Raw genomic sequence first — 18,495 nt, forward strand, 5'->3', positions numbered from 1 at the left:
GCCCGTCCTCAGACGCGATAGCGTTCGGTCAGGCCCACCAGCGTTCGCGACAGCTGGGTGAGGTCGCCCGCCGCCTGGTCGAGCTGGCGGGTGCTGGCCGCGGTCTGCTGGCTCGCCTGGCGGATGTTCTGCAGCGCGATCGTCACCTGCTCGATGCCGATCTGCTGCTGGTTGGTGGAGGCGACGATCTGCTGGAAGGTGTGGACATTCTCCTGCACCCGCGTGGCGAGCTCGTTGATCGCCGACTGGCTGGCGTCGGTGCGCTCCTTGCCCGACGCGACGCGCTTCACCGCTTCCTCCGTCAGCATGACCGAGGCGTTGATGCCGCGCTGGATGTCGCCCAGGATCGAGCGGACGTTGCGGGTCGCGGACTTGGCCTGATCGGCCAGCGTCTTCATCTCGGCCGCGACGATCGCGAAGCTGCGGCCCTGCTCGCCGGCCGCCGCCGCCTCGATCGAGGCGTTGAGGGCGAGGAGGTGCGAGCGTTCCGACACGTCGTTCACGGTTGCGATGATGTCGCCGATGGTCTGCGTCTTTTCCGACAGGGCGACGATGTTGCCGGCGACCGCCTCCGCCTGCTCGCGGATCGCGTCCATCGCACGGGCGGTGTCGTGGACCGCGGTGCGGCCGGTGTCGCTGGTCTGGGCGGTCGCCTGGGCGGCGGCGATGACTTCCTGCGCGCGCAGCGTGATCTGGGCGCCCGAGTGGGTGATCTCGTCCACCGTGGCCGCGGTCTCCTGCACGGCGGCGAGCTGTTCCTCGACCGACGCGGCCTGCTCCTGGGTCGAGGCACGGATCTCCGTCGCGGCCGCGTTCAGGTCCTCGGTCGCGGCCCGGCTCTGGCGCGCGATCTCGCGCAGGCCGACCACCATGGTGTTCAGGGTCACGCCCAGCTGCCCGAGTTCGTCGGCACCCGTGATCCGCGTCTCGCCCGACAGGTCGCCTTCGCCAATGCGGCCGGCGAAGCTCATGAAATCGTTCAGCGGGCCGGTGATCGAACGGCGGATCGTGAAGGCCACCACGACGCTGATCGCGATCGCGATCAGCAGCCCGATCAGGATCGACGTGCGCGTGCTTTCGTAGACATCCTGGGTTGCGCGTCGTCCGACCTCGATCGTGTTGCTGACGATCGTGCGGACCTGGGCGAGGCTCTGCGCGAGTGCGGCATGGTGACGGTCGATCTCCTCGCCGGCTTCGACCGCGCCGTCGATATTGCCGCTTTCCAGCATCTCCAGCTGGCGCGCGCTTGCCGGGCGCAGGCGGTCGAACGATGCCTGCACGGCCTGAGCGCCCTCGGACAGCTGGCGCCATTGTTCGATGCGCCCCTGGTTGATCGCGGTTTCGCGGTTCTTCTCCGCGGTTGCGGTCAGCTTCGCGAGCGCGGCTGCGGTGCCGTTGGCGCGCGCCTGCCAGTCGGCGATGTCGCTCGGGGCACCGCGGCCGCTGCGCATCGCGTGCATCACGGCCATCAGCCGTGCCTCGCGCATGCGGGCTTCGGCGCGGGCGATCTCGTCGACTTCGAGGATCGCGGCATAGTCGCGCTGGACGATCCGGTCGACGTTCGAGCGGACCACGCCCACCTGCTGGAGCGAGTAGAGGCCCAGCGCGACCAGAATGGCCGTGATGATGCCGAACCCGGCAACGATCCGAGTGGAAACCGACAAGGCTTTATCCTTCCTGCAGGGGACGGGCGAGCAGCCGCTGGATCAGCAGCGCAGTGTCGACGACGGCCAGGCGCTGGCCGTCGTCTGCTTCGACGAAGCGGGTGAGGGTGTCGCCACCGGTGGCGCCGCGATCGACGACTGCGGCGGCTGCGGTGATGGCGGAAACTTGGAGCGCGATGCGCGGCGCTGCGTGGCGCAGCACCAGCATCGCGCGGCCGGGCTCCTCGGGGGCGGCCAGGCGGAGCGCCACGGCCGGATCGAAGAGGTTGAGGACGGCACCGCGCCAGGCGATCAGGCCCACCAGAGCCGCCGGTGCGCCCGGAACGGCGGTCACGCGCGGGATCGCCGCGACCTCGAAGAGATCCGCCAGCGGGGTGGCATAGGCTTCGTCACCCAAGGTCCAGGTGAGGACGCGGGTGCGTGCACGCTGATCGGCGGCCTCTGGCGGGGCGAGTGCGCGCTGGCGCTCTGCGAGCACGGCTGCCACCGCCTCGGCATCGAGGAAGGGGGCTGCGACGCGAAGGTCGCCCGGCATGCTCATGCGGCGCCTCCCAGCGTGGCGCGTACGGCGGCGACCAGGTTGCCGGCGGTCATGCCGTCGCCCTCCGGCAACTCGGCGTCCTCCGGCATTCCGGCGGCTGCCCGGGCGGCATTGCGAAGCGCACGGCTGCCCTCGGCATCGCGCCCGTGCGCCAGAAGATGTCGGCCAAGCAGATAGTGCGCCATCGCGAACCCGTTATCGAGATATAGCGCGCTGCGAAATCCCCGCTCTGCACGAACGCCGTCGCCCAGAGCCAGCGCGCCGAGGGCCGCGAGATAATGGGCAACCGGATCGCGCGGGGTGGCGAGCGCCTCCTGTTCCGCCAGTTCGAGAGCCTGGCCCGCGTCGCCGCGGGAAAGCGCAGTGCGCACTTCTCCGGCTGCGGCGGGTTTGGGCGCGGGCGGGATCGGCCGGGGCGGGGCAGGCTGCGGCGCCGGGCTCACCGGCAACGCCGCCCTGGCCGGCGCCACGTGCGGCGGGGCAGGGGATGCGAGCGGCGGCGGCGGTGGCGGCGCGGCTGCGGGAAGCTCCGCAGGCGCGTCGGGCCGGGCATAGCCGAGGACGCCATCGACCAGCACCGGCCGTGCCACGTCCGCGAATTCCGGGTTTGGCTCGGCATGGCCGATGAAGAGCAGCCCGGTGGGCGCGAGCCGGCGCACCAGGGCGCCGACCAGCTGCTTGGCGACGTCGCTGCGGAAATAGATCAGGACGTTGCGGCACAGGATGATGTCGAACTCGCTGAACTGCAGCGGCGCGTCGTCGTCCAGCAGCGCCATCATGTTCGCATGCTCGAACCGGGCGAGGCCGCGGTAGCGCGCCTTCAGTCGCCAACGGTCCCCTTCGCGGTCGAACAGCCGTTCGCGCTCCGCCTCTCCCAGGGTGCGCAGCGCCCAGGACGTGTAGCGCGCCTCGCGCGCGGTGGCGATCGCGGCATCGTCGATGTCCGTGCCGGTGATGCCGATCTTCCAGTCGGCGACGGCGTCGCCGAGCAGGTCGCGCAACAGGATCGAGACCGAATGCGCCTCCGCGCCCGTGGAGCAGCCGACGCTCCAGATGCGAAGCTGGCGCTTCGTCCGCCGCTCCTGCAACAGCTTCGGCAGCACGCAACGGCGCAGCACGTCGAACTGCTCGGCGAAGCGGAAGAAGAACGTCTCGTTGATCGTGATCGCGCTTTCGAGCGCGCGCCATTCCGCGGCCGCCGCGCCCGGGTCCGCCAGCCGAGCCGCGTATTCCGCCAGCGTGTCGATATCGTTCGCGACCATGCGGCGCGCGATGTGCTCGAACAGCTGGTCGTCCTTGTCGACGTAATAATGGTGGCCGGTACGCTCGACGATCCGCGCCTTGATGCCGGCAAAGGCGGGATCGTCGACGGGCGCGGACGGCAACGCGTGGCGCTGCGTGGCCAGGCTCACCCGATCGCCCAGTCGGCGGCGCGCGCCTCTGCCTGCGCCGCCAACGCCGTCAGCCGCTCGCGCTCCGCTTCGCTCAGGAGCCGGGCGAGCGACAGCAGATGTGCGGGGCCGTCGGGCAACGCCACCTCCGCCAGGATCGCGCCATTGTGGCTCGCCTCGGCTTCCACCGAACGGATGGCGTCGGCGTCGGGCAGGACCATATCCTCGACCCGATCGACCAGCAGGCACGGCATGGTGGCAGCGGGGCCATGCGGCCGGATTAGATGGGAGAACAGGTCCAGGGTGCCCAGCGCCGAGCCGCCGTCGAACAGAAGTGCCGGCGCGAGGACGGGCAGCGTCTCGCCCCGGACGTCGACGAAGCCGGCGAGGGGGCGGGGCAGCGTCGGCGGCCGTGCGATTGGAAGCAGCGGCAGCACCTCGCGCACGTCCCGCGCCGGGATCGCGAGCCGGTGGTCACCGGCACGAAACAGCAGCAGCGGATCGGGGGCACGATTGGGCATCGCGGACTTCTATAGCGCCGGCTTTCCGGTCCGTCTCCCCGCCACGCGCGCCTTTCGGGGGCGGCGCGTGCTTCCTATCTGGAGCGGGATGGCCGCCCAGCTAGACCTGTTCGGAACCCCGCTGCTGCCGGGCCTCTCCTATGGCGAAGACGTGCTCGACGCTGCGGAGGAAGCGGCGCTGGTCGAGGCGATCGACGCGTGCGAGCTGACGCCGTTCCGCTTCCAGGGCTGGACGGGCAAGCGGCTGACGACATCCTTTGGCTGGAGCTACGACTTCGACCGGGGGCGGATCGCGCCGGGCGCGCCGATCCCGGAGTTCCTGTCGCCGTTGCGGGAGCGCGCAGCGCGGTTCGCGGACATTCCGGCCGCCGAGCTCGAGCAGGCGTTGCTCATCCGCTATGACCCGGGGGCGGGGATCGGCTGGCATCGCGACCGGCCGATGTTCGAGCATGTCGTAGGGATTTCGCTGGGGAAGCCGGCCGTCCTGCGCCTGCGGCGGCGCGCCGACACGGGCTTCGACCGCCGCAGCCTGCCGCTGGCGCCGCGATCCATCTACCACCTCTGCGGCGAGGCGCGGCACGCGTGGGAGCATGGAATCGCGGCGATGGAGCGCACGCGCTGGTCGGTCACCTTCCGCAGCCTGTCGGCCCTGGGCCGGCGCGCGGCGGCGCTGGCCCAGGGCTGAAGGGTTATTCCGCGGCCGCGTCCTTGGGCTTGCGGCCACGGCGCTTCGGGGCGGCAGGCGCTTCCGCCGCTGCGGCGTCGTCGCCGCCGCTGCGCGGCTTGCGGCCGAGGCCGATGCGCTTGGCCATGTCGCGACGGCTCTGCGAATAATTCTCCGCGACCATCGGATAGTCGGACTTCAGGTTGTAGCGCTCGCGATACTGCTCCGGCGTCAGGCCGTGGCCTGCCAGATGGCGGCGCAGCGTCTTGTACGGCTTGCCGTCGATCATCGAAATGATGTGATCCTTCGACGCGAGCGACTTCCGCACCGAGACGGCCGGCGTGTAATCTTCCGCCGGAGTCGTCTCCGCCGGCTCCGAAGATGCGCCGCCGCTCAGCCCGACAACGGTTGCGTGCATCGTCTGGAGGAAAGTCGGCACATCTTCGGCCGACACGCGATTGTTCGCATTATTGAGCCAGGCGATGGTGAGCTCGGTTGCGAGTTCCACCGCGTTCAATTCGGAAACGTCTTCGGCCATCTTGATTCCTCCGTTCATGGGCGCGCCCTTGGAACTTTCCGTGCAGCGCGTCAACTTTCCAGGGTGTTGCCAGCCACACCCTCGGGCTTCGGAGCCAAAGTGCCGGGGCAGCATCGCGTACGGGCTGAACCAGTCTAAGCTACTCGCGTTCCATAGAAAGAGAGGATTTATTACCGATTAACAATGCCGATCGTCGCATTTCTCCGAACCGGTAAGTTGCGCAGCGGTCGAAAGGCGGACGGCGAAGCATCCGCGAAGCAATTCCGCTCCCCGGCGAAGTCGCGGCCTACCCTTGTCCTGGCATCGCTGTTTGGTCGAAGCGTAGCAGATCCGATGACGGCAAGACATCGTGGGCGTTGCGGATGTGATACGAAAAAGCTCCGGATCAGCGGACGGAATATGGGATGCAGCGCCCTTCGCGTGCGGATTGGCGGGCGAGTTCGATCAATTCCAGGCCGGCGATCGCATCCCTCGGCTCGACGGGCGGAGAGCCGCCGCTGGTGATGGCGGCAGCGACCATTTCATAGAAGCGCGGCCATTCGCCGGCGGCACTGGGCACGCGACGCTCGCCAGCGTCTGCGTCCACGAGCATGCCCCAGGCGGAGTCCGGCTCGATGCCATAGCCAAGGTCCGTTGGCCGGCCGCCGGCACGCAGCACCGCCTCCTGCGGATCGATGCCCTGTTTCACGAAGCTGCCGCGGGTGCCGTGCAGGGCGAAGCGGGGACGGGCGGCCGCGACCAGCGAGGCGGCGCCGACGATCACCCGGCGGCTGCCATAGTGGAGCGCCAGCTCGAAATAGTCGTCGACCTGCGCCTCCGCCCGTTGGATCGCGATGTCCGCGGATACCGCGCCGGGCAGGCCGAACAGGCGGATCGCCTGGTCGATGAGGTGCGGGCCGAGGTCCGCCAGCAATCCTGCGCCAGCCCGTGGCGTCTCGCGCCAGCCCGGCTTGATGGCAGGGCGGAACCGGTCCCAGCGAAGCTCGGCGAGGTGCACGTCGCCAAGCCTGCCCTCGCGCAGCACCTGCTCGACGGTGCGGAAATCCGCATCCCAGCGCCGGTTGTGAAAGACGGTGAGCATCCGCCCGTGCCTCGCGGCCAGGGCCGCGAGGTCGCGCCCGTCCTGGACGGTGAGGGCAAGCGGCTTGTCCACCACCACATGCTTGCCGGCCTCCAGCGCGCCGCGGGCGAGCGGCACGTGGCTGTCGTTCGGGGTCGCCACCACCACCAGATCGATCGCCGGATCCGCGAGCAGGGCGTCCGCGGAGGGAAGGACCCGCGCCTCCGGATACAGCGCTGCCACTTCCTGCGCCCGCGACGTGACGACCGCGGCGAGACGGAGGGTGGGGGTGACGGCGATCAGCGGCGCGTGAAACGCCCGCCCGGCAAGCCCGAAACCGATCAGCCCGACGTTCAGCATGGTGGATGTTCCTTTTCGCCGCGATGCGCGATGGCGCTCCCGGGCGGTGCCACTATCTTGGATTGAAGCGCAAGGAACGGAGTGTGTCGCGCCGCGATCTGGGGCAGGCGGGATGCAGGAGGTTGCGATGACACAGCAACAAGTTGCGGAAGACCCGCGCTGGGCCCGCATCGTCGCCCGCGACGCGGCGGCGGACGGGCAGTTCTGGTACTCGGTGGCGACGACGGGCGTGTACTGCCGGCCATCCTGCCCCTCGCGCATCGCCAATCCTGCGAATGTGACGATCCACGCGACTCTCGCGGACGCCCGCCGGACCGGTGCGCGGGCCTGCCTGCGGTGCCGGCCGGATGCCGACCCCAGGCGCGCGGTCGGGCTCGACCAGATCGCAGCGGCGTGCCGCAGGATCGAGGCGGCGGAGACCCTGCCGACGCTGGAGGCGCTCGCCGCCGCAGCCGGTATGAGCCCGAGCTACTTCCAGCGCAGGTTCAAGGCGGCGACGGGCGTCACGCCGCGCGCCTATGCCGCGGAGCACCGCGCCGGGCGGGTGCGGGCGGCGCTGGAAGGGGGCGCGGCTGTGACCGAGGCGATCCACGCCGCCGGCTATGGTTCGAGCGGCCGCTTCTATGCCGAGGCGGAGGCGGTGCTGGGCATGAAGCCCGGCGTCTATCGGCAGGGTGGCGTGGCCGAGACCCTGCGCTTTGCGGTGACGCCGACGAGCCTGGGCCATCTGCTGGTCGCGGCGAGCGGAGTGGGGATCGCGGCGCTGCTGCTGGGCGACGATGCCGATGCGCTGGTGGCGGACCTCCGCCGTCGCTTCGCCCACGCGCGGCTGGAGCCGGGCGGCGACGATTTCGCCGCGATGGTGTCGCAGGTGGTGGCCTTCGTGGAAACCCCCGCCGCCACGCTCGACCTGCCGCTCGACATCCGGGGCACCGCCTTTCGCCGGCGGGTCTGGGAGGCGTTGCGGGCGATCCCGGCGGGCGCGACCGCGAGCTATGCGGAGATCGCGGAGCGGATCGGCGCACCCCAGGCGGTGCGCGCGGTCGCAGGTGCCTGTGCCGCCAATGCGCATGCGCTGGCGATCCCATGCCATCGGGTGCTTCGCAGCGACGGCGCCCTGTCGGGCTATCGCTGGGGCACGGCCCGCAAGCGCGCGCTGCTCGATCGGGAAGCCTCGGCGCGCGGAGATTGACCCGCCGGCGCTTCGGGACGAGGGGGTGCCGCACCCGAGGTGAGGAGAAGGCGGTGAAGCAGGTCGTGGTGGTGGTCGACACCCAGGCGGATTTCATGAACTCGGACGGGGCCCTGGCGGTCGCGGGTGCCGATGCCCTGGCGGCACCGATGGCCGAGTGGCTGTCCTCGCTCGCTCCGGAGAATACGGCTGCGGTGCTCTTCACCTTCGACACGCATGACGCCGATACCTATCCGGGCCTGCCCGAGGCGCAGCAGTTCCCGATCCACTGCGTGCGCGCGACGCCGGGCTGGCGCAATGTGCTCGATCCCCAAGCGGTCGATCCGGCGATCCCGACCTACCGGCTGGAAAAGGGCGTGTTCGCCATGTGGGAGGAGCCCGATCTTCGCGTCGAGCCGATCTGCGGTGGGGCGTCGGCGGACCGGGACGCCTTCTTCCGGACCCTGCGGGCACAGGGCGTGGACGACGCCGCGGTGATCGGGGTCGCGGCCGATTATTGCGTGCGATGGGCGATCGAGGGGCTGGTGGATCGCGGCTTTCGCGTGACCGTCCCGCAGGCGCTGACCCGCGGGATCGCGCGCCCGATCGAACAGGTGCTGGCCGAGGACTTCGCCGGCCGAGCGGTTACCCTGCGCTGAGCGCGAGTGTCCCGTTGTAGTGGCGCGCCCGGCTGGATTCGAACCAGCGGCCCCAAGCTTAGAAGGCTCGTGCTCTATCCAACTGAGCTACGGGCGCACGCACATCGCCGTTAGCGCGCATTGCGCCGCAGCGGAACCATCCTCATAACCCTGCCACTCGGTCCTGCGAAAGAGGCAGCATGACGCCGGCACCCGCGGACGCGCGCAGCGTGTCCGGTTTCCGCTTCTACGACTTCGCCATGGCAGCGTTCGTCGCCATCCTGTTGCTGTCCAACGTGATCGGCGCCGGCAAGGTCGCGACGATCGGCGGCGACGGGCCGCTTGGCGGCTTCGTCTTCGGCGCGGGGATCCTGTTCTTCCCGATCTCCTATGTGCTCGGCGACGTGCTGACCGAGGTCTATGGCTATGCGCGGGCGCGCCGGTGCGTGTGGGCGGGCTTTGCCGCGGTGCTGTTCATGGCGCTGATGGCCGCGGTGGTGGTGGCGCTGCCGCCGGCGCCCGGCTGGGAGGGGCAGGCGGCCTATGCGGCGGTGTTCGGGCAGGTGCCGCGGATCGTCTTCGCCTCGGTTGCGGCCTTTTGGGTCGGCGAGCTGGTCAACGCTTATGTGATGGCGCGCATGAAGCTCTTGACCCAGGGGCGGATGCTGTGGGCGCGTACCATCGGCTCGACGATCGTGGGGGAGGGGGCGGACAGCCTGATCTTCTACCCTGCCGCGTTCCTGGGCGTGTGGCCGACGAGCCAAGTGCTGACGGTGATGGCGACCAACTGGGTACTCAAGGTCGGCTGGGAAGTGGTGCTGACGCCGGTCACCTACGCGGTGGTCAACCGATTGAAGCGCGCCGAGGGCGTCGACGTGTTCGACCGGGGCACGGACTTCTCGCCGTTCCGGCTGAAGGCGTAAGGGCGCCTCTCATCGCGTCATGCTGACGGAGGTCAGCATCCAGACACGTAACGCTTCGAGAGAGGCGCAACCGGTGCGGCAATGGATCCTGAGTTTCGTCAGGATGACGGTGGCGGTGTGGAGTGGCGCGCGTTAGGCCAGCGCTTCGACCAGCCCTTCGAACAGGCGGCGGCCATCGGTACCGCCGTGAGCTGCTTCGACCCGGCGCTCGGGGTGCGGCATCATGCCGAGCACATTGCCCTGCGCGTTAAGCACGCCGGCGATATCGCGCGCCGAGCCGTTGATGACGCCCGCATAGCGGAACGCAACCTGGCCTTCGCCTTCCAGTCGATCAAGCGTCTCGTCGTCGGCGAAATAATTGCCGTCATGGTGCGCGACCGGGATCGTCACCGTCTCGCCTTCGCTATAGCCGCGGGTGAAGCGCGAGGTGGCGTTGGCGACCGTGAGCGGCGCGTCGCGGCACACGAAGTTCAGCCGCGCGTTGCGCATCAGTGCGCCCGGCAGCAGCCCGGTTTCGGTCAGGATCTGGAAACCGTTGCAGATGCCGAGCACCGGCAGGCCGCGGCCCGCCGCCTCTACGACGGCGCGCATCACCGGCGAGCGGGCAGCGATCGCGCCGGAGCGCAGGTAATCGCCGTAGGAGAAGCCACCGGGAACCGCGACCAGGCCGATGCCGTCTGGCAGATCGGTGTCGCCGTGCCACACCATCGCCGGCGCCTGGCCGGTCACCTGTTCGAGCGCGACCGCGATGTCGCGATCGCAGTTCGAGCCGGGGAAGACGACGACCGCGGTCTTCACGCGACGCTGTCCTGGCGCTCGACGCGATAGTTCTCGATCACGGTATTGGCGAGCAGCTTGCGGCACATCTGGTCGATCGCCTCGTCGCTGGTGTCGTCGGCGACATCGAGCTCGATCAGCTTGCCGACGCGGGCGTCGGCGACGCCGTCGAAGCCGAGCGACCCCAGCGCGTGCTGGATGGCCTTGCCCTGCGGGTCGAGCACCCCGTTCTTGAGCGTCACGACGATGCGGAGTTTCATGGGACCTCGGGGGCAGTGCGTGGGTAGGGTGATGGCGGCGGCTATGGCCCCGGTGCGCTCGCCAGGCAAGCGCTGCCGGAGCCGGGAAGGCTTAGCGGCCGCGCTTCTTGCGATGGGTTTCCATGTCGAGCACGGCGGTGTCGCCACCCTCGGGCAGCAGGCCCAGCCGGCGGGCGACCTCCTGATAGGCCTCGACCTCGCCGCCCAGGTCGCGGCGGAAGCGATCCTTGTCGAGCTTCTCGTTGGTGGCCATGTCCCACAGGCGGCAACCATCGGGGCTGATCTCGTCGGCCAGGATGATCCGGCTGAAGTCGTTTTCCCAGATCCGCCCGAACTCGAGCTTGAAGTCGACCAGGCGGATGCCGATGCCCGCGAACAGGCCGGCCAGGAAGTCGTTCACGCGAATCGCCATGTCGGCCATGTCGTGCAGTTCGTCCTGCGCGGCCCAGCCGAACGCCAGGATATGCTCGTCGGTGACCATCGGGTCGCCGAGCGCATCGTCCTTGTAGTAATATTCAACGATCGTGCGGGGCAGCTGCTGACCTTCCTCGATCCCCAGGCGCTTGGACAGCGAACCGGCGACGACGTTGCGCACCACGACCTCGATCGGCACGATCTCGACCTGGCGGATCAGCTGCTCGCGCATGTTGAGGCGGCGGATGAAGTGGGTCGGCACGCCGATCTGGCCGAGCAGGGTGAAGACATGCTCGGAGATGCGGTTGTTGAGCACGCCCTTGCCGTTGATCGTGCCCTTTTTCTGGGCGTTGAACGCGGTCGCGTCGTCCTTGAAATACTGGATCAGCGTGCCGGGCTCGGGGCCCTCGTACAGGATCTTGGCCTTGCCCTCGTAGATCTGGCGGCGGCGAGCCATGTGCGGAACCCTTCCAAAACGATCGGCCCCGGAAGCGCGCGCGCTTGCGTGCTGCCGGGGCGGGATGGCGGCGCCTATAGCGAAGAGGGCCGGCCCTCGCAATCAGGCGCGCGCAGGTTCGCCGGGCGGCCAGTGCCGGACAATGCGGGTCGTTACACGGAACGGTTGTGGAACAAGCCGGGTGCCTGCTATCCGCGGCAGCGATGGCGACCGACTTCAAGGACCCGTTCGACGCGATCGTCGATGCACCGTTCGACAGTGCCCTGTCCGAGCGCTACCTCGTCTATGCGCTTTCGACGATCACGGCACGCTCGTTGCCCGATCTGCGCGACGGGCTGAAGCCGGTGCACCGGCGCCTGTTGTGGGCGATGCGGCTGCTGCGGCTGGACCCGGCGGCGGGGTACAAGAAGTGCGCGCGCGTCGTCGGCGATGTCATCGGTAAATATCACCCGCACGGCGACCAGTCGGTGTACGACGCGATGGTGCGGTTGGCGCAGGACTTTGCGCTGCGCTACCCGCTGGTCGACGGGCAGGGGAACTTCGGCAACATCGACGGCGATAATGCCGCGGCCTATCGCTATACCGAGGCGCGGCTGACCCAGGTGGCGATCGACCTGATGGCAGGCCTCGACGAGGACGCGGTCGATTTCCGGCCCACCTACAACGGCGAGGAGCAGGAGCCGGAACTGTTCCCGGGCCTGTTCCCGAACCTGCTCGCCAACGGCGCCGCCGGCATCGCGGTGGGCATGGCCACCTCCATCCCGCCGCACAACGCCGCCGAGCTGTTCGACGCGGCCGCCATGCTGATCGACCAGCCGGAGGCGGACGACGCCACGGTGCTGGCGCATGTGAAGGGGCCGGACTTTCCGACCGGCGGCATCGTCGTCGATCCCCCCGCCGCCATTGCCGAGGCCTATGCGACGGGCCGCGGCGGCTTTCGCGTGCGCGCACGCTGGGACGTGGAGCGCGAGAAGGGCGGCGGCTTCCGCATCGTCGTGACCGAAGTCCCCTATGGCGTCGCGAAGGGCAAGCTGATCGAGCAGGTCGCGACCCTCATCAACGACAAGAAGCTGCCGATCCTGAGCGACATCCGCGACGAGTCGGATGCCGAGATCCGCATCGTGCTGGAGCCGCGCAGCCGCACGGTCGACCCTGCGACGCTGATGGACGGGCTGTTCCGGCTGACCGACCTCGAAACGCGCGTGCCGCTCAACCTCAACGTGCTGGACGCGACGCGCACGCCGCGGGTGATGAGCCTGCGCGAGGTGCTGAGGGCCTGGGTCGACCACCAGTTCGTGGTGCTGCGCCGCCGCTCCGAACACCGTTTGGCCAAGATCGCCGACCGGCTGGAACTGCTCGACGGCTATATCATCGCCTTCCTCAACCTGGACCGGGTGATCGAGATCATCCGCACCGAGGACGAGCCCAAGGCGGTGATGATGGCGGAGTTCGAGCTCACCGACCGCCAGGCCGAGGCGATCCTCAACATGCGGCTGCGTTCGCTGCGCCGGCTGGAGGAGATGGAGCTGCGGCGCGAGCGCGGCGAGCTGGAAAAGGAAAAGGCGGAGCTGACGCTGCTGCTCGGCTCCGAGGCGCGCCAGCGCACCCGGCTGAAGCGCGACATGGCCAAGCTGCGCGACCGCTATGGGCCGGAGACCGCGCTCGGCAAGCGCCGCACCAGCGTCGAGGAAGCGGCACCTGCGCGCGAGATTCCGCTGGAGGCGATGATCGAGCGCGAGCCGATCACCGTGGTGCTGTCGCGCCGCGGCTGGATCCGTGCGCTCAAGGGCCACAACGACCTGGCGGCGGCCGAAACGCTGAAGTTCAAGGAGGGCGACGGGCCACTCTACGCCTTCCACGCGCATACCACCGACAAGCTGCTGCTCGCGACCGATGCCGGCCGCTTCTACACGCTCGGCGCCGACAAGCTGCCGGGCGGGCGCGGCTTCGGCGAGCCGGTTCGCGCGATGGTCGACGTCGACGGCGACGCGGAGATCGCGGCGCTGCTGCGTGCGGCACAGTCGGACCGGCTCCTGCTGGCGGCAAGCGACGGGCGCGGGTTCATCGTGCGGGTGGCGGACGTGATCGGGGAAACCCGGAAGGGCAAGCAGGTGATGACGCCGCGGTCCGGCGCGCGACTGCGCGTGGTGCGACCGATCGGAGCCGAGGACGATTATGTCGCGGCGATCGGCGACAACCGCAAGCTGGTCGTGTTTCCGCTGGCCGAGGTCGCGGAATTGGCGCGCGGGCAGGGGGTGCAGCTCCAGCGGTTCCGCGACGGCGGGCTGTCCGACGTGCGGACCTTGCGCTTCGCGGATGGGCTCAGCTGGACCATGGGCGGTGAAACCGGGCGGGTGCGGACCGAGGCCGACCTGAGCCCGTGGCGCGCCGCACGCGGTGCTGCCGGGCGAATGCCACCGACGGGCTTTCCACGCGACAATCGTTTCGGTTGATACGATTATTTGAAACGCAGCGTTAACGTACCTTAGCGTATCGCGAGCGGATGGTGCTGCTTTCGCAAGGGTGTTCTACCTCGGACGGGATCGCCGACAACCGGTGTTCGCCCGAGGAAAACGTTGACCGACCCATGCTGACCGAGCCGTTCCTGGATGTCCTGCCGATGCCGGCGGCGGTGGCAACGCTGCGCGACGGGCGGGTGACGCTTTCCCGGATCAACAGCGGCTTTCGGCAGATCGACGCCGAGGCAGGGCCGAAGGGCGCGCTGGACTGCAGCGACATGCGCGCGCGCATCCAGCGGTTCCTGGAGGGGAACGCCCGACGGGAGGTGTTCGAATGGACGCTCGGCCAGGCGGTAGACGCGCGCTATTATCGGGTGGTGCTGAGCCGTCGCAGCGGGGCGCGGGCACGCCGGCGTTGCCTCCTGTCGCTGATCGATCGCACGCCCGAGGAACGGACCGAACACAGCCTGCGGCGCGAAATGGCCATCGACGCGCTCACCGGCCTTCCCAACCGCGCCGGTTTCCAGGACCGGCTGGAGGCGGTGCTGGCGAAGGGCGGGCGCGAGCACTACGCGATCCTCGCGCTCAACCTCGACCGGTTCAGCCGCATCAACGCCTGTCTGGGTGGCATCGTGGGCGACGAGTTGCTGATCTCGGTTGCCCGCCGCTTGAAGGGGGCGCTGCGCCAGCCGGACATGCTGGCGCGGACCGGCGGGGACGAATTCGCGATCCTGCTGTCGGGCGTCGGCCGCAGCGAGGATGCGATCGAGGTGGCGGAGCGGATCCGAGGCGCGCTCGCCAGCCCGTTCACCCTGTCGGATTTCGAGGTTCGCATCGGCTGTTCGATCGGGATCGCCTTGGGCGCGGATCTTGCCGGCGATCACGAGGACATGGTTCGCCACGCGCAGTTCGCGGCGAAGCGTGCCAAGCGTACCGGGTTTCCGGAGGTATACCGCTCGGAAGCGCTGGACGTCATGCGTGCGGAATTCTCGATCGAGACCGAGCTGCGTCGCGCGATCGAATCCGGTGATCTCCACCTGCATTACCAGCCGATCTGCGACCTCGCGAACGGCCGGATCGTCTCGTTCGAGGCACTGGCACGTTGGCGAACCGAGGCGGGAGAGGACATCCCGCCCGCCCGCTTCATCCCCGTGGCCGAGGAAGCGGGACTGATCGTGCCGTTGGGCCGGTGGGCGCTGGACGAGGCGTTGCGCACCCTGGCCGGCTGGGACGAGGCGGCGGGCGGGAACTGCGGCGTGGCGGTTGCCGTCAACCTTTCCGCCGTCCAGCTGCAGCGCGACGATGTGGTGCCGATGGTCGAGCGGACGCTTGCCGCCCATGGCCTGGCACCCCGGCGGCTGACGATCGAGCTGACCGAAAGCGCGATCGTCAGCGACCGGGATCCCACCGCCGACACGCTGCGGGCGCTGAAGGCGCTCGGCACCACGATCGCCATGGACGATTTCGGCACGGGCTATTCGAACCTTGGATATCTCCAGAGTCTGCCGATCGACCTTCTCAAGATCGACCGCAGCTTCGTGTCGGGCATGCTCGCGAACCGCGACAAGGTGGCGATCGTACGCGCGGTGCTCAGTCTCGCGCAGACGCTGGGCATGCGCACCACCGCCGAGGGTATCGAGAGCGAGGCGCTGGAGCAGACGCTGGGCGCGCTCGGCTGCGACTATGGGCAGGGCTATCTCTATGCCTGCCCAATTGGCGCCGAGGGTGCCTATCAGCTGCTGCTGGAACGCAACCGCTGAGCGAGCTCCGCCACCGTTAGGGCCTCGACGCGCGCCGCGTCCGGGAAGCCTTCGGCAATCCACTGATCCTCGATGCGCCGCAGGGCGCGGGCGACGTCCGGGCCCTTGCCGATGCCGCGCGCGACCAGCGCGCCGCCGGTCAGCGGAAACGTCGGGCGGACCCAGTCGAGGAGGTCGGCGACCGCGCCTGCCGCCTCGGCGTCGTCCGACAGCAGCAGCCGGTCGACCGCGCCTTCCGTGCCGATGCGGTAGGCGAGCGCGCGTGGGGAGCTGATGCCTTCGGCGCTTGCCGCCAGCGCCAGCCGCTTGCGCTGCGCGTTCGAAAGCTTGAGCCGGGCGCCCACGGAATCAAGCGCTTCTGCGGGGATCAGGGCGACGAGCCGGCGGATCGCGTCGGGGCCGACGCCGCAGGCCTGTTCGCGGCCCGCGAGGCGAGCGAGCCGGGCCACGCCGCCGGAGTCGATCTCCGGCAGGACGGGCACGAAGATCCCTTCTGCCTGCATCAAGCCGACGACCTCCACCGCCGAGCGCGCCACCAGCAGCTTGAGCAGTTCGTCGGCCACCCGTTCCCGGGACAACGCCATCAGGTCGTTGGCGCGCGCGACACAGGCGGCGAGACCCTCCGGATCGGGCGTGTCGCCGAAACGCGCGAGGAAGCGGAAGAAGCGCAGGATCCGCAGGTGATCCTCGGCGATGCGGCGCAGCGGATCGCCGATGAAGCGCACGCGGCCGGCGCGCAGGTCGGCGACGCCGTCGAAGTAGTCGGTGATCCGGCCGGCGACCATGTCCGCATAGAGCGCGTTCATGGTGAAGTCTCGCCGCGCCGCATCCTCGCGCCAGTTATCCGTGAAGGCGACGGTGGCGTGACGCCCGTCGGTGGCCACGTCCCGACGCAGGGTGGTGACCTCCACCGGGCCGCTCTCCAGCACCGCGGTGATGGTGCCATGCTGAAGGCCGGTGGGAACGGCGCGAATGCCGGCGGCCTTCAGGCGCGCCAGGACCGTCTGCGGATCATGGGCGGTGGCGACGTCCAGGTCTGCGGCGGCGATCCCGAGCAGCGTGTCGCGAACGGCGCCGCCCACGAACCGGGCTTCGCCGCGATCGCCGCCCAATGCCTCGGCGAGGGCGGTGAGCCCCGGCCGGTTCTGCCAATCGGCGGCAGGCAGCGTCAGGCCGTCCACGCAAGCCTCCGCGACAAGTTCACCAGCATCGCTGCCGTAGCACCCCATATTCTCCAGCCTTCGAACCAGATCTCGTAATAATGACGTTCCCGGCCGCGCCAGGTCGCGTGGCCCATCGCGTGGTTGGCCGCGTCGAGGAGAAAGGCCAGCGGCACCTCGAAGACCGCCGCCACCTCGTGCGGGCTGGGGGAGAGCGGCAGATCGGGCGCCACGACGCCCACCACCGGTGTCACGGTGAAGCCGGTGGCGGTACGATAGCGGTCGAGGCTGGCCACCACCTCGACGGCGTTTCGCGGCAGCGCCACTTCCTCCTCGGCCTCGCGCAGCGCGGCGGCCACGGGATCGGGATCGTCCGGATCGATGCGCCCGCCGGGGAAGGCGATCTGGCCGGCATGGTTGCGCAGCGTCGCCGTCCGCTGGGTCAGCAGGATGCCCGGCTCCGGCCGGTCCGTCACCGCGACCAGCACCGCCGCTTCACGCCAGCGAACGGCCGCCACTTCATCTTGGTCGAAGTCCCCGGTCAGCAGCGGCACCTGCGCGGGGTGGGCGAGGCCGGCACGCAGCCGCTCCGCGAGCGTCATGCCGCGTCGAGCGGGAAGAAGCTGCCCGCGCTCCACACGCCGGGAATCGGATCCTGTCCCTCCCGCGCCAGCGCGCGCTCGACGAGCTCGTAATAGACCGGCCGCGCGATGCGCGCGTCCATGCCGCCGCGAACCTGGAGATAGGGAAGGGGGCCGTCGGGACCTTTTTCGAAGCGCAGGGGATGGCCCGCATCCGCCAGCACGAGGTCGCCCGTGTTCAGGCGGAAGATCAGCCGGCTTTCGGTGCCTTCGCCCTCGACGCGCAGTTCGCTTGCCAGGAATGGGGCATCTTCCACCGCGATGGAGAGCTTCTCGACCGGCGTGACCAGCACGTAGCTGCCGTCCGGTTCGCGCCGCAGGATGGTGGAGAACAGCCGCACCATCGATTCGCGGGTGATCGGAGCGCCCTCGTGAAGCCAGCGGCCGTCGCGCAGGATCGTCATGCCGCTGTCCCCGCAATGCGTCGGATTCCAGCGCTCGACCGGCGGCAGCCGATCTTCCTCCATCAGCTGCGCAATCTCTGCGAGGGAGAGCGAGGCGAGATCGGGGAGGGGACGCATGGGCATGGCCCGACCTTCGATGGCGACCCGGGGCCGCGGGCGCAACCCCGCACAACCCTCAGGCCGGGACGAAGAGGCGTGGCTGAAGCACACCGGCGCAGTCCGGAACCCCCGTTCCGCGCGCCAGCAGGCGGCGAGCTTCGAACGGCCCGGGAAGGCGCCAGCGGCTCGTCTGCGCCGCGTCGAAGCCGAAGAAGCGGCCGTAATATTCCGGATCGCCGATTAGCATCAGCGGCAGCGGGTCGCGCATTGCGTCGGCCGCCTCCAGCATGTGGTGCATCAGCATGCGCCCGATGCCGCCCTGCTGCGCCGCCGGCTCCACCGCGACCGGCCCGACCATCACCATCGCCACACGGTCACCGCCGTCGCAGGCGAGGGCGACCGGCCAGCACTGGATGGTGCCGAGCAGCGCACCGTCGTCCGCCACCGCTGCAAAGCTCAGCTCCGGAATCGCGCGCGTTCCGGTGCGCACGCGATAGGCGGTGCGCTCCTGGCGACCGGGTCCGAAGGCGCGATCGAGCAGCGCTTCCACCTGGGGCGGGGCGATCTGGGCAAGCGGAACAAGGTGGATCACT

Annotated in this window: 19 protein-coding genes and 1 tRNA gene; 6 read left to right on the forward strand and 14 right to left on the reverse strand. The window is 69.6% G+C overall.

Features of this window, described 5'->3' with window-relative positions; all coding sequences use genetic code 11:
* Positions 1-8: 8 nt before the first annotated feature.
* The 4 genes from EO081_RS02175 to EO081_RS02190 are packed head-to-tail and all read right to left on the reverse strand — an operon-like array spanning position 9 to position 4,117.
* The gene (locus EO081_RS02175) at positions 9-1,664 is read right to left on the reverse strand and encodes a methyl-accepting chemotaxis protein (RefSeq protein ID WP_129340304.1); all 1,656 of its coding nucleotides are present in this window, start codon (positions 1,662-1,664) and stop codon (positions 9-11) included.
* Positions 1,665-1,668: 4 nt separating this feature from the next.
* Positions 1,669-2,205 carry a chemotaxis protein CheW gene (locus EO081_RS02180; RefSeq protein WP_129340305.1) on the reverse strand — a complete coding sequence of 179 codons (537 nt, stop codon included), beginning with the start codon at positions 2,203-2,205 and terminating at the stop codon, positions 1,669-1,671.
* A complete protein-coding gene (locus EO081_RS02185) occupies positions 2,202-3,617 on the reverse strand; it encodes a CheR family methyltransferase (protein ID WP_206364338.1) in 1,416 nt (471 codons plus the stop codon). Before EO081_RS02185 ends, EO081_RS02180 begins: the two co-directional genes overlap by 4 nt.
* Positions 3,614-4,117: a chemotaxis protein CheW gene (locus tag EO081_RS02190; protein WP_129340306.1), complete on the reverse strand. Its 504-nt coding sequence runs from the start codon at positions 4,115-4,117 to the stop codon at positions 3,614-3,616. Before EO081_RS02190 ends, EO081_RS02185 begins: the two co-directional genes overlap by 4 nt.
* Positions 4,118-4,205: 88 nt before the next feature.
* Between EO081_RS02190 and EO081_RS02195 the strand changes: the two genes are divergently transcribed.
* Positions 4,206-4,802 carry an alpha-ketoglutarate-dependent dioxygenase AlkB gene (locus EO081_RS02195; protein WP_129340307.1) on the forward strand — a complete coding sequence of 199 codons (597 nt, stop codon included), beginning with the start codon at positions 4,206-4,208 and terminating at the stop codon, positions 4,800-4,802.
* A gap of 4 nt (positions 4,803-4,806) precedes the next feature.
* Here the strand turns inward: EO081_RS02195 and EO081_RS02200 are convergent, their stop codons facing one another.
* Positions 4,807-5,319: a Ros/MucR family transcriptional regulator gene (locus tag EO081_RS02200; protein WP_129340308.1), complete on the reverse strand. Its 513-nt coding sequence runs from the start codon at positions 5,317-5,319 to the stop codon at positions 4,807-4,809.
* A 385-nt stretch (positions 5,320-5,704) separates the two neighbouring features.
* Positions 5,705-6,739 carry an oxidoreductase gene (locus tag EO081_RS02205; RefSeq protein ID WP_129340309.1) on the reverse strand — a complete coding sequence of 345 codons (1,035 nt, stop codon included), beginning with the start codon at positions 6,737-6,739 and terminating at the stop codon, positions 5,705-5,707.
* 127 nt (positions 6,740-6,866) lie between these two features.
* Here EO081_RS02205 and ada point away from each other — a divergent pair, with 127 nt between their 5' ends.
* Positions 6,867-7,931, forward strand: coding sequence for a bifunctional DNA-binding transcriptional regulator/O6-methylguanine-DNA methyltransferase Ada (ada, locus tag EO081_RS02210; protein WP_206364339.1), 1,065 nt, complete (start codon positions 6,867-6,869; stop codon positions 7,929-7,931).
* A 53-nt stretch (positions 7,932-7,984) separates the two neighbouring features.
* On the forward strand, positions 7,985-8,569 hold the full coding sequence (locus EO081_RS02215; protein WP_129340311.1) for a cysteine hydrolase family protein: 585 nt from the start codon (positions 7,985-7,987) through the stop codon (positions 8,567-8,569).
* A gap of 20 nt (positions 8,570-8,589) precedes the next feature.
* Here EO081_RS02215 and EO081_RS02220 read toward each other — a convergent pair.
* Positions 8,590-8,666: transfer RNA gene (locus EO081_RS02220), tRNA-Arg, on the reverse strand.
* A gap of 82 nt (positions 8,667-8,748) precedes the next feature.
* Between EO081_RS02220 and EO081_RS02225 the strand changes: the two genes are divergently transcribed.
* A complete protein-coding gene (locus EO081_RS02225) occupies positions 8,749-9,471 on the forward strand; it encodes a queuosine precursor transporter (protein WP_129340312.1) in 723 nt (240 codons plus the stop codon).
* A 132-nt stretch (positions 9,472-9,603) separates the two neighbouring features.
* On the opposite strand, the gene purQ is transcribed toward EO081_RS02225, so the two are convergent.
* From purQ to purC, 3 genes are all read right to left on the reverse strand, one after another.
* Positions 9,604-10,269: a phosphoribosylformylglycinamidine synthase subunit PurQ gene (gene purQ / locus EO081_RS02230; protein WP_129340313.1), complete on the reverse strand. Its 666-nt coding sequence runs from the start codon at positions 10,267-10,269 to the stop codon at positions 9,604-9,606.
* Positions 10,266-10,508, reverse strand: coding sequence for a phosphoribosylformylglycinamidine synthase subunit PurS (gene purS, locus EO081_RS02235; RefSeq protein ID WP_129340314.1), 243 nt, complete (start codon positions 10,506-10,508; stop codon positions 10,266-10,268). The genes purQ and purS overlap by 4 nt, the downstream gene beginning before the upstream one ends.
* 91 nt (positions 10,509-10,599) lie before the next feature.
* Entirely contained in the window at positions 10,600-11,379 is a 780-nt protein-coding gene (gene purC, locus EO081_RS02240) for a phosphoribosylaminoimidazolesuccinocarboxamide synthase (protein WP_129340315.1), read from the reverse strand.
* A gap of 203 nt (positions 11,380-11,582) precedes the next feature.
* Between purC and parC the strand changes: the two genes are divergently transcribed.
* Together parC and EO081_RS02250 are read left to right on the forward strand one after the other, a co-directional pair.
* Positions 11,583-13,832 carry a DNA topoisomerase IV subunit A gene (gene parC, locus EO081_RS02245; RefSeq protein ID WP_129340316.1) on the forward strand — a complete coding sequence of 750 codons (2,250 nt, stop codon included), beginning with the start codon at positions 11,583-11,585 and terminating at the stop codon, positions 13,830-13,832.
* A gap of 134 nt (positions 13,833-13,966) precedes the next feature.
* Complete coding sequence (locus tag EO081_RS02250; protein WP_240697510.1) at positions 13,967-15,598, forward strand: putative bifunctional diguanylate cyclase/phosphodiesterase; 1,632 nt, start codon at positions 13,967-13,969, stop codon at positions 15,596-15,598.
* On the opposite strand, the gene EO081_RS02255 is transcribed toward EO081_RS02250, so the two are convergent.
* From EO081_RS02255 to EO081_RS02270, 4 genes are read right to left on the reverse strand one after another with little or no spacing between them, the layout of a single operon-like run.
* Positions 15,571-16,779 (reverse strand): CCA tRNA nucleotidyltransferase, encoded by a 1,209-nt coding sequence (locus EO081_RS02255; RefSeq protein ID WP_183947806.1) that lies wholly within the window; start codon positions 16,777-16,779, stop codon positions 15,571-15,573. The genes EO081_RS02250 and EO081_RS02255 overlap by 28 nt on opposite strands.
* Positions 16,767-17,360 (reverse strand): CoA pyrophosphatase, encoded by a 594-nt coding sequence (locus tag EO081_RS02260; protein ID WP_129340318.1) that lies wholly within the window; start codon positions 17,358-17,360, stop codon positions 16,767-16,769. Before EO081_RS02260 ends, EO081_RS02255 begins: the two co-directional genes overlap by 13 nt.
* Positions 17,357-17,926 carry a DUF1285 domain-containing protein gene (locus EO081_RS02265; RefSeq protein ID WP_129340319.1) on the reverse strand — a complete coding sequence of 190 codons (570 nt, stop codon included), beginning with the start codon at positions 17,924-17,926 and terminating at the stop codon, positions 17,357-17,359. The genes EO081_RS02260 and EO081_RS02265 overlap by 4 nt, the downstream gene beginning before the upstream one ends.
* A gap of 52 nt (positions 17,927-17,978) precedes the next feature.
* Entirely contained in the window at positions 17,979-18,494 is a 516-nt protein-coding gene (locus tag EO081_RS02270; protein ID WP_129340320.1) for a GNAT family N-acetyltransferase, read from the reverse strand.
* Between the last annotated feature and the right edge of the window lies 1 nt (position 18,495).

Origin of the sequence: Sphingomonas desiccabilis (genome assembly GCF_004135605.1) — a bacterium.
In the GTDB taxonomy this organism is placed as follows: domain Bacteria; phylum Pseudomonadota; class Alphaproteobacteria; order Sphingomonadales; family Sphingomonadaceae; genus Sphingomonas; species Sphingomonas desiccabilis.

Excerpts from the sequence above, each read along its gene's own strand:
- ada (WP_206364339.1), top strand. The coding sequence starts at position 6,867 with ATGACACAGCAACAAGTTGCGGAAGACCCGCGCTGGGCCCGCATCGTC.
- EO081_RS02200 (WP_129340308.1), bottom strand. The coding sequence starts at position 5,319 with ATGGCCGAAGACGTTTCCGAATTGAACGCGGTGGAACTCGCAACCGAG.
- EO081_RS02180 (WP_129340305.1), bottom strand. The coding sequence starts at position 2,205 with ATGAGCATGCCGGGCGACCTTCGCGTCGCAGCCCCCTTCCTCGATGCC.
- EO081_RS02260 (WP_129340318.1), bottom strand. The coding sequence starts at position 17,360 with ATGACGCTCGCGGAGCGGCTGCGTGCCGGCCTCGCCCACCCCGCGCAG.
- purC (WP_129340315.1), bottom strand. The coding sequence starts at position 11,379 with ATGGCTCGCCGCCGCCAGATCTACGAGGGCAAGGCCAAGATCCTGTAC.
- EO081_RS02225 (WP_129340312.1), top strand. The coding sequence starts at position 8,749 with ATGACGCCGGCACCCGCGGACGCGCGCAGCGTGTCCGGTTTCCGCTTC.
- purS (WP_129340314.1), bottom strand. The coding sequence starts at position 10,508 with ATGAAACTCCGCATCGTCGTGACGCTCAAGAACGGGGTGCTCGACCCG.
- EO081_RS02190 (WP_129340306.1), bottom strand. The coding sequence starts at position 4,117 with ATGCCCAATCGTGCCCCCGATCCGCTGCTGCTGTTTCGTGCCGGTGAC.
- parC (WP_129340316.1), top strand. The coding sequence starts at position 11,583 with ATGGCGACCGACTTCAAGGACCCGTTCGACGCGATCGTCGATGCACCG.
- EO081_RS02205 (WP_129340309.1), bottom strand. The coding sequence starts at position 6,739 with ATGCTGAACGTCGGGCTGATCGGTTTCGGGCTTGCCGGGCGGGCGTTT.
- EO081_RS02265 (WP_129340319.1), bottom strand. The coding sequence starts at position 17,926 with ATGCCCATGCGTCCCCTCCCCGATCTCGCCTCGCTCTCCCTCGCAGAG.
- EO081_RS02195 (WP_129340307.1), top strand. The coding sequence starts at position 4,206 with ATGGCCGCCCAGCTAGACCTGTTCGGAACCCCGCTGCTGCCGGGCCTC.
- EO081_RS02250 (WP_240697510.1), top strand. The coding sequence starts at position 13,967 with ATGCTGACCGAGCCGTTCCTGGATGTCCTGCCGATGCCGGCGGCGGTG.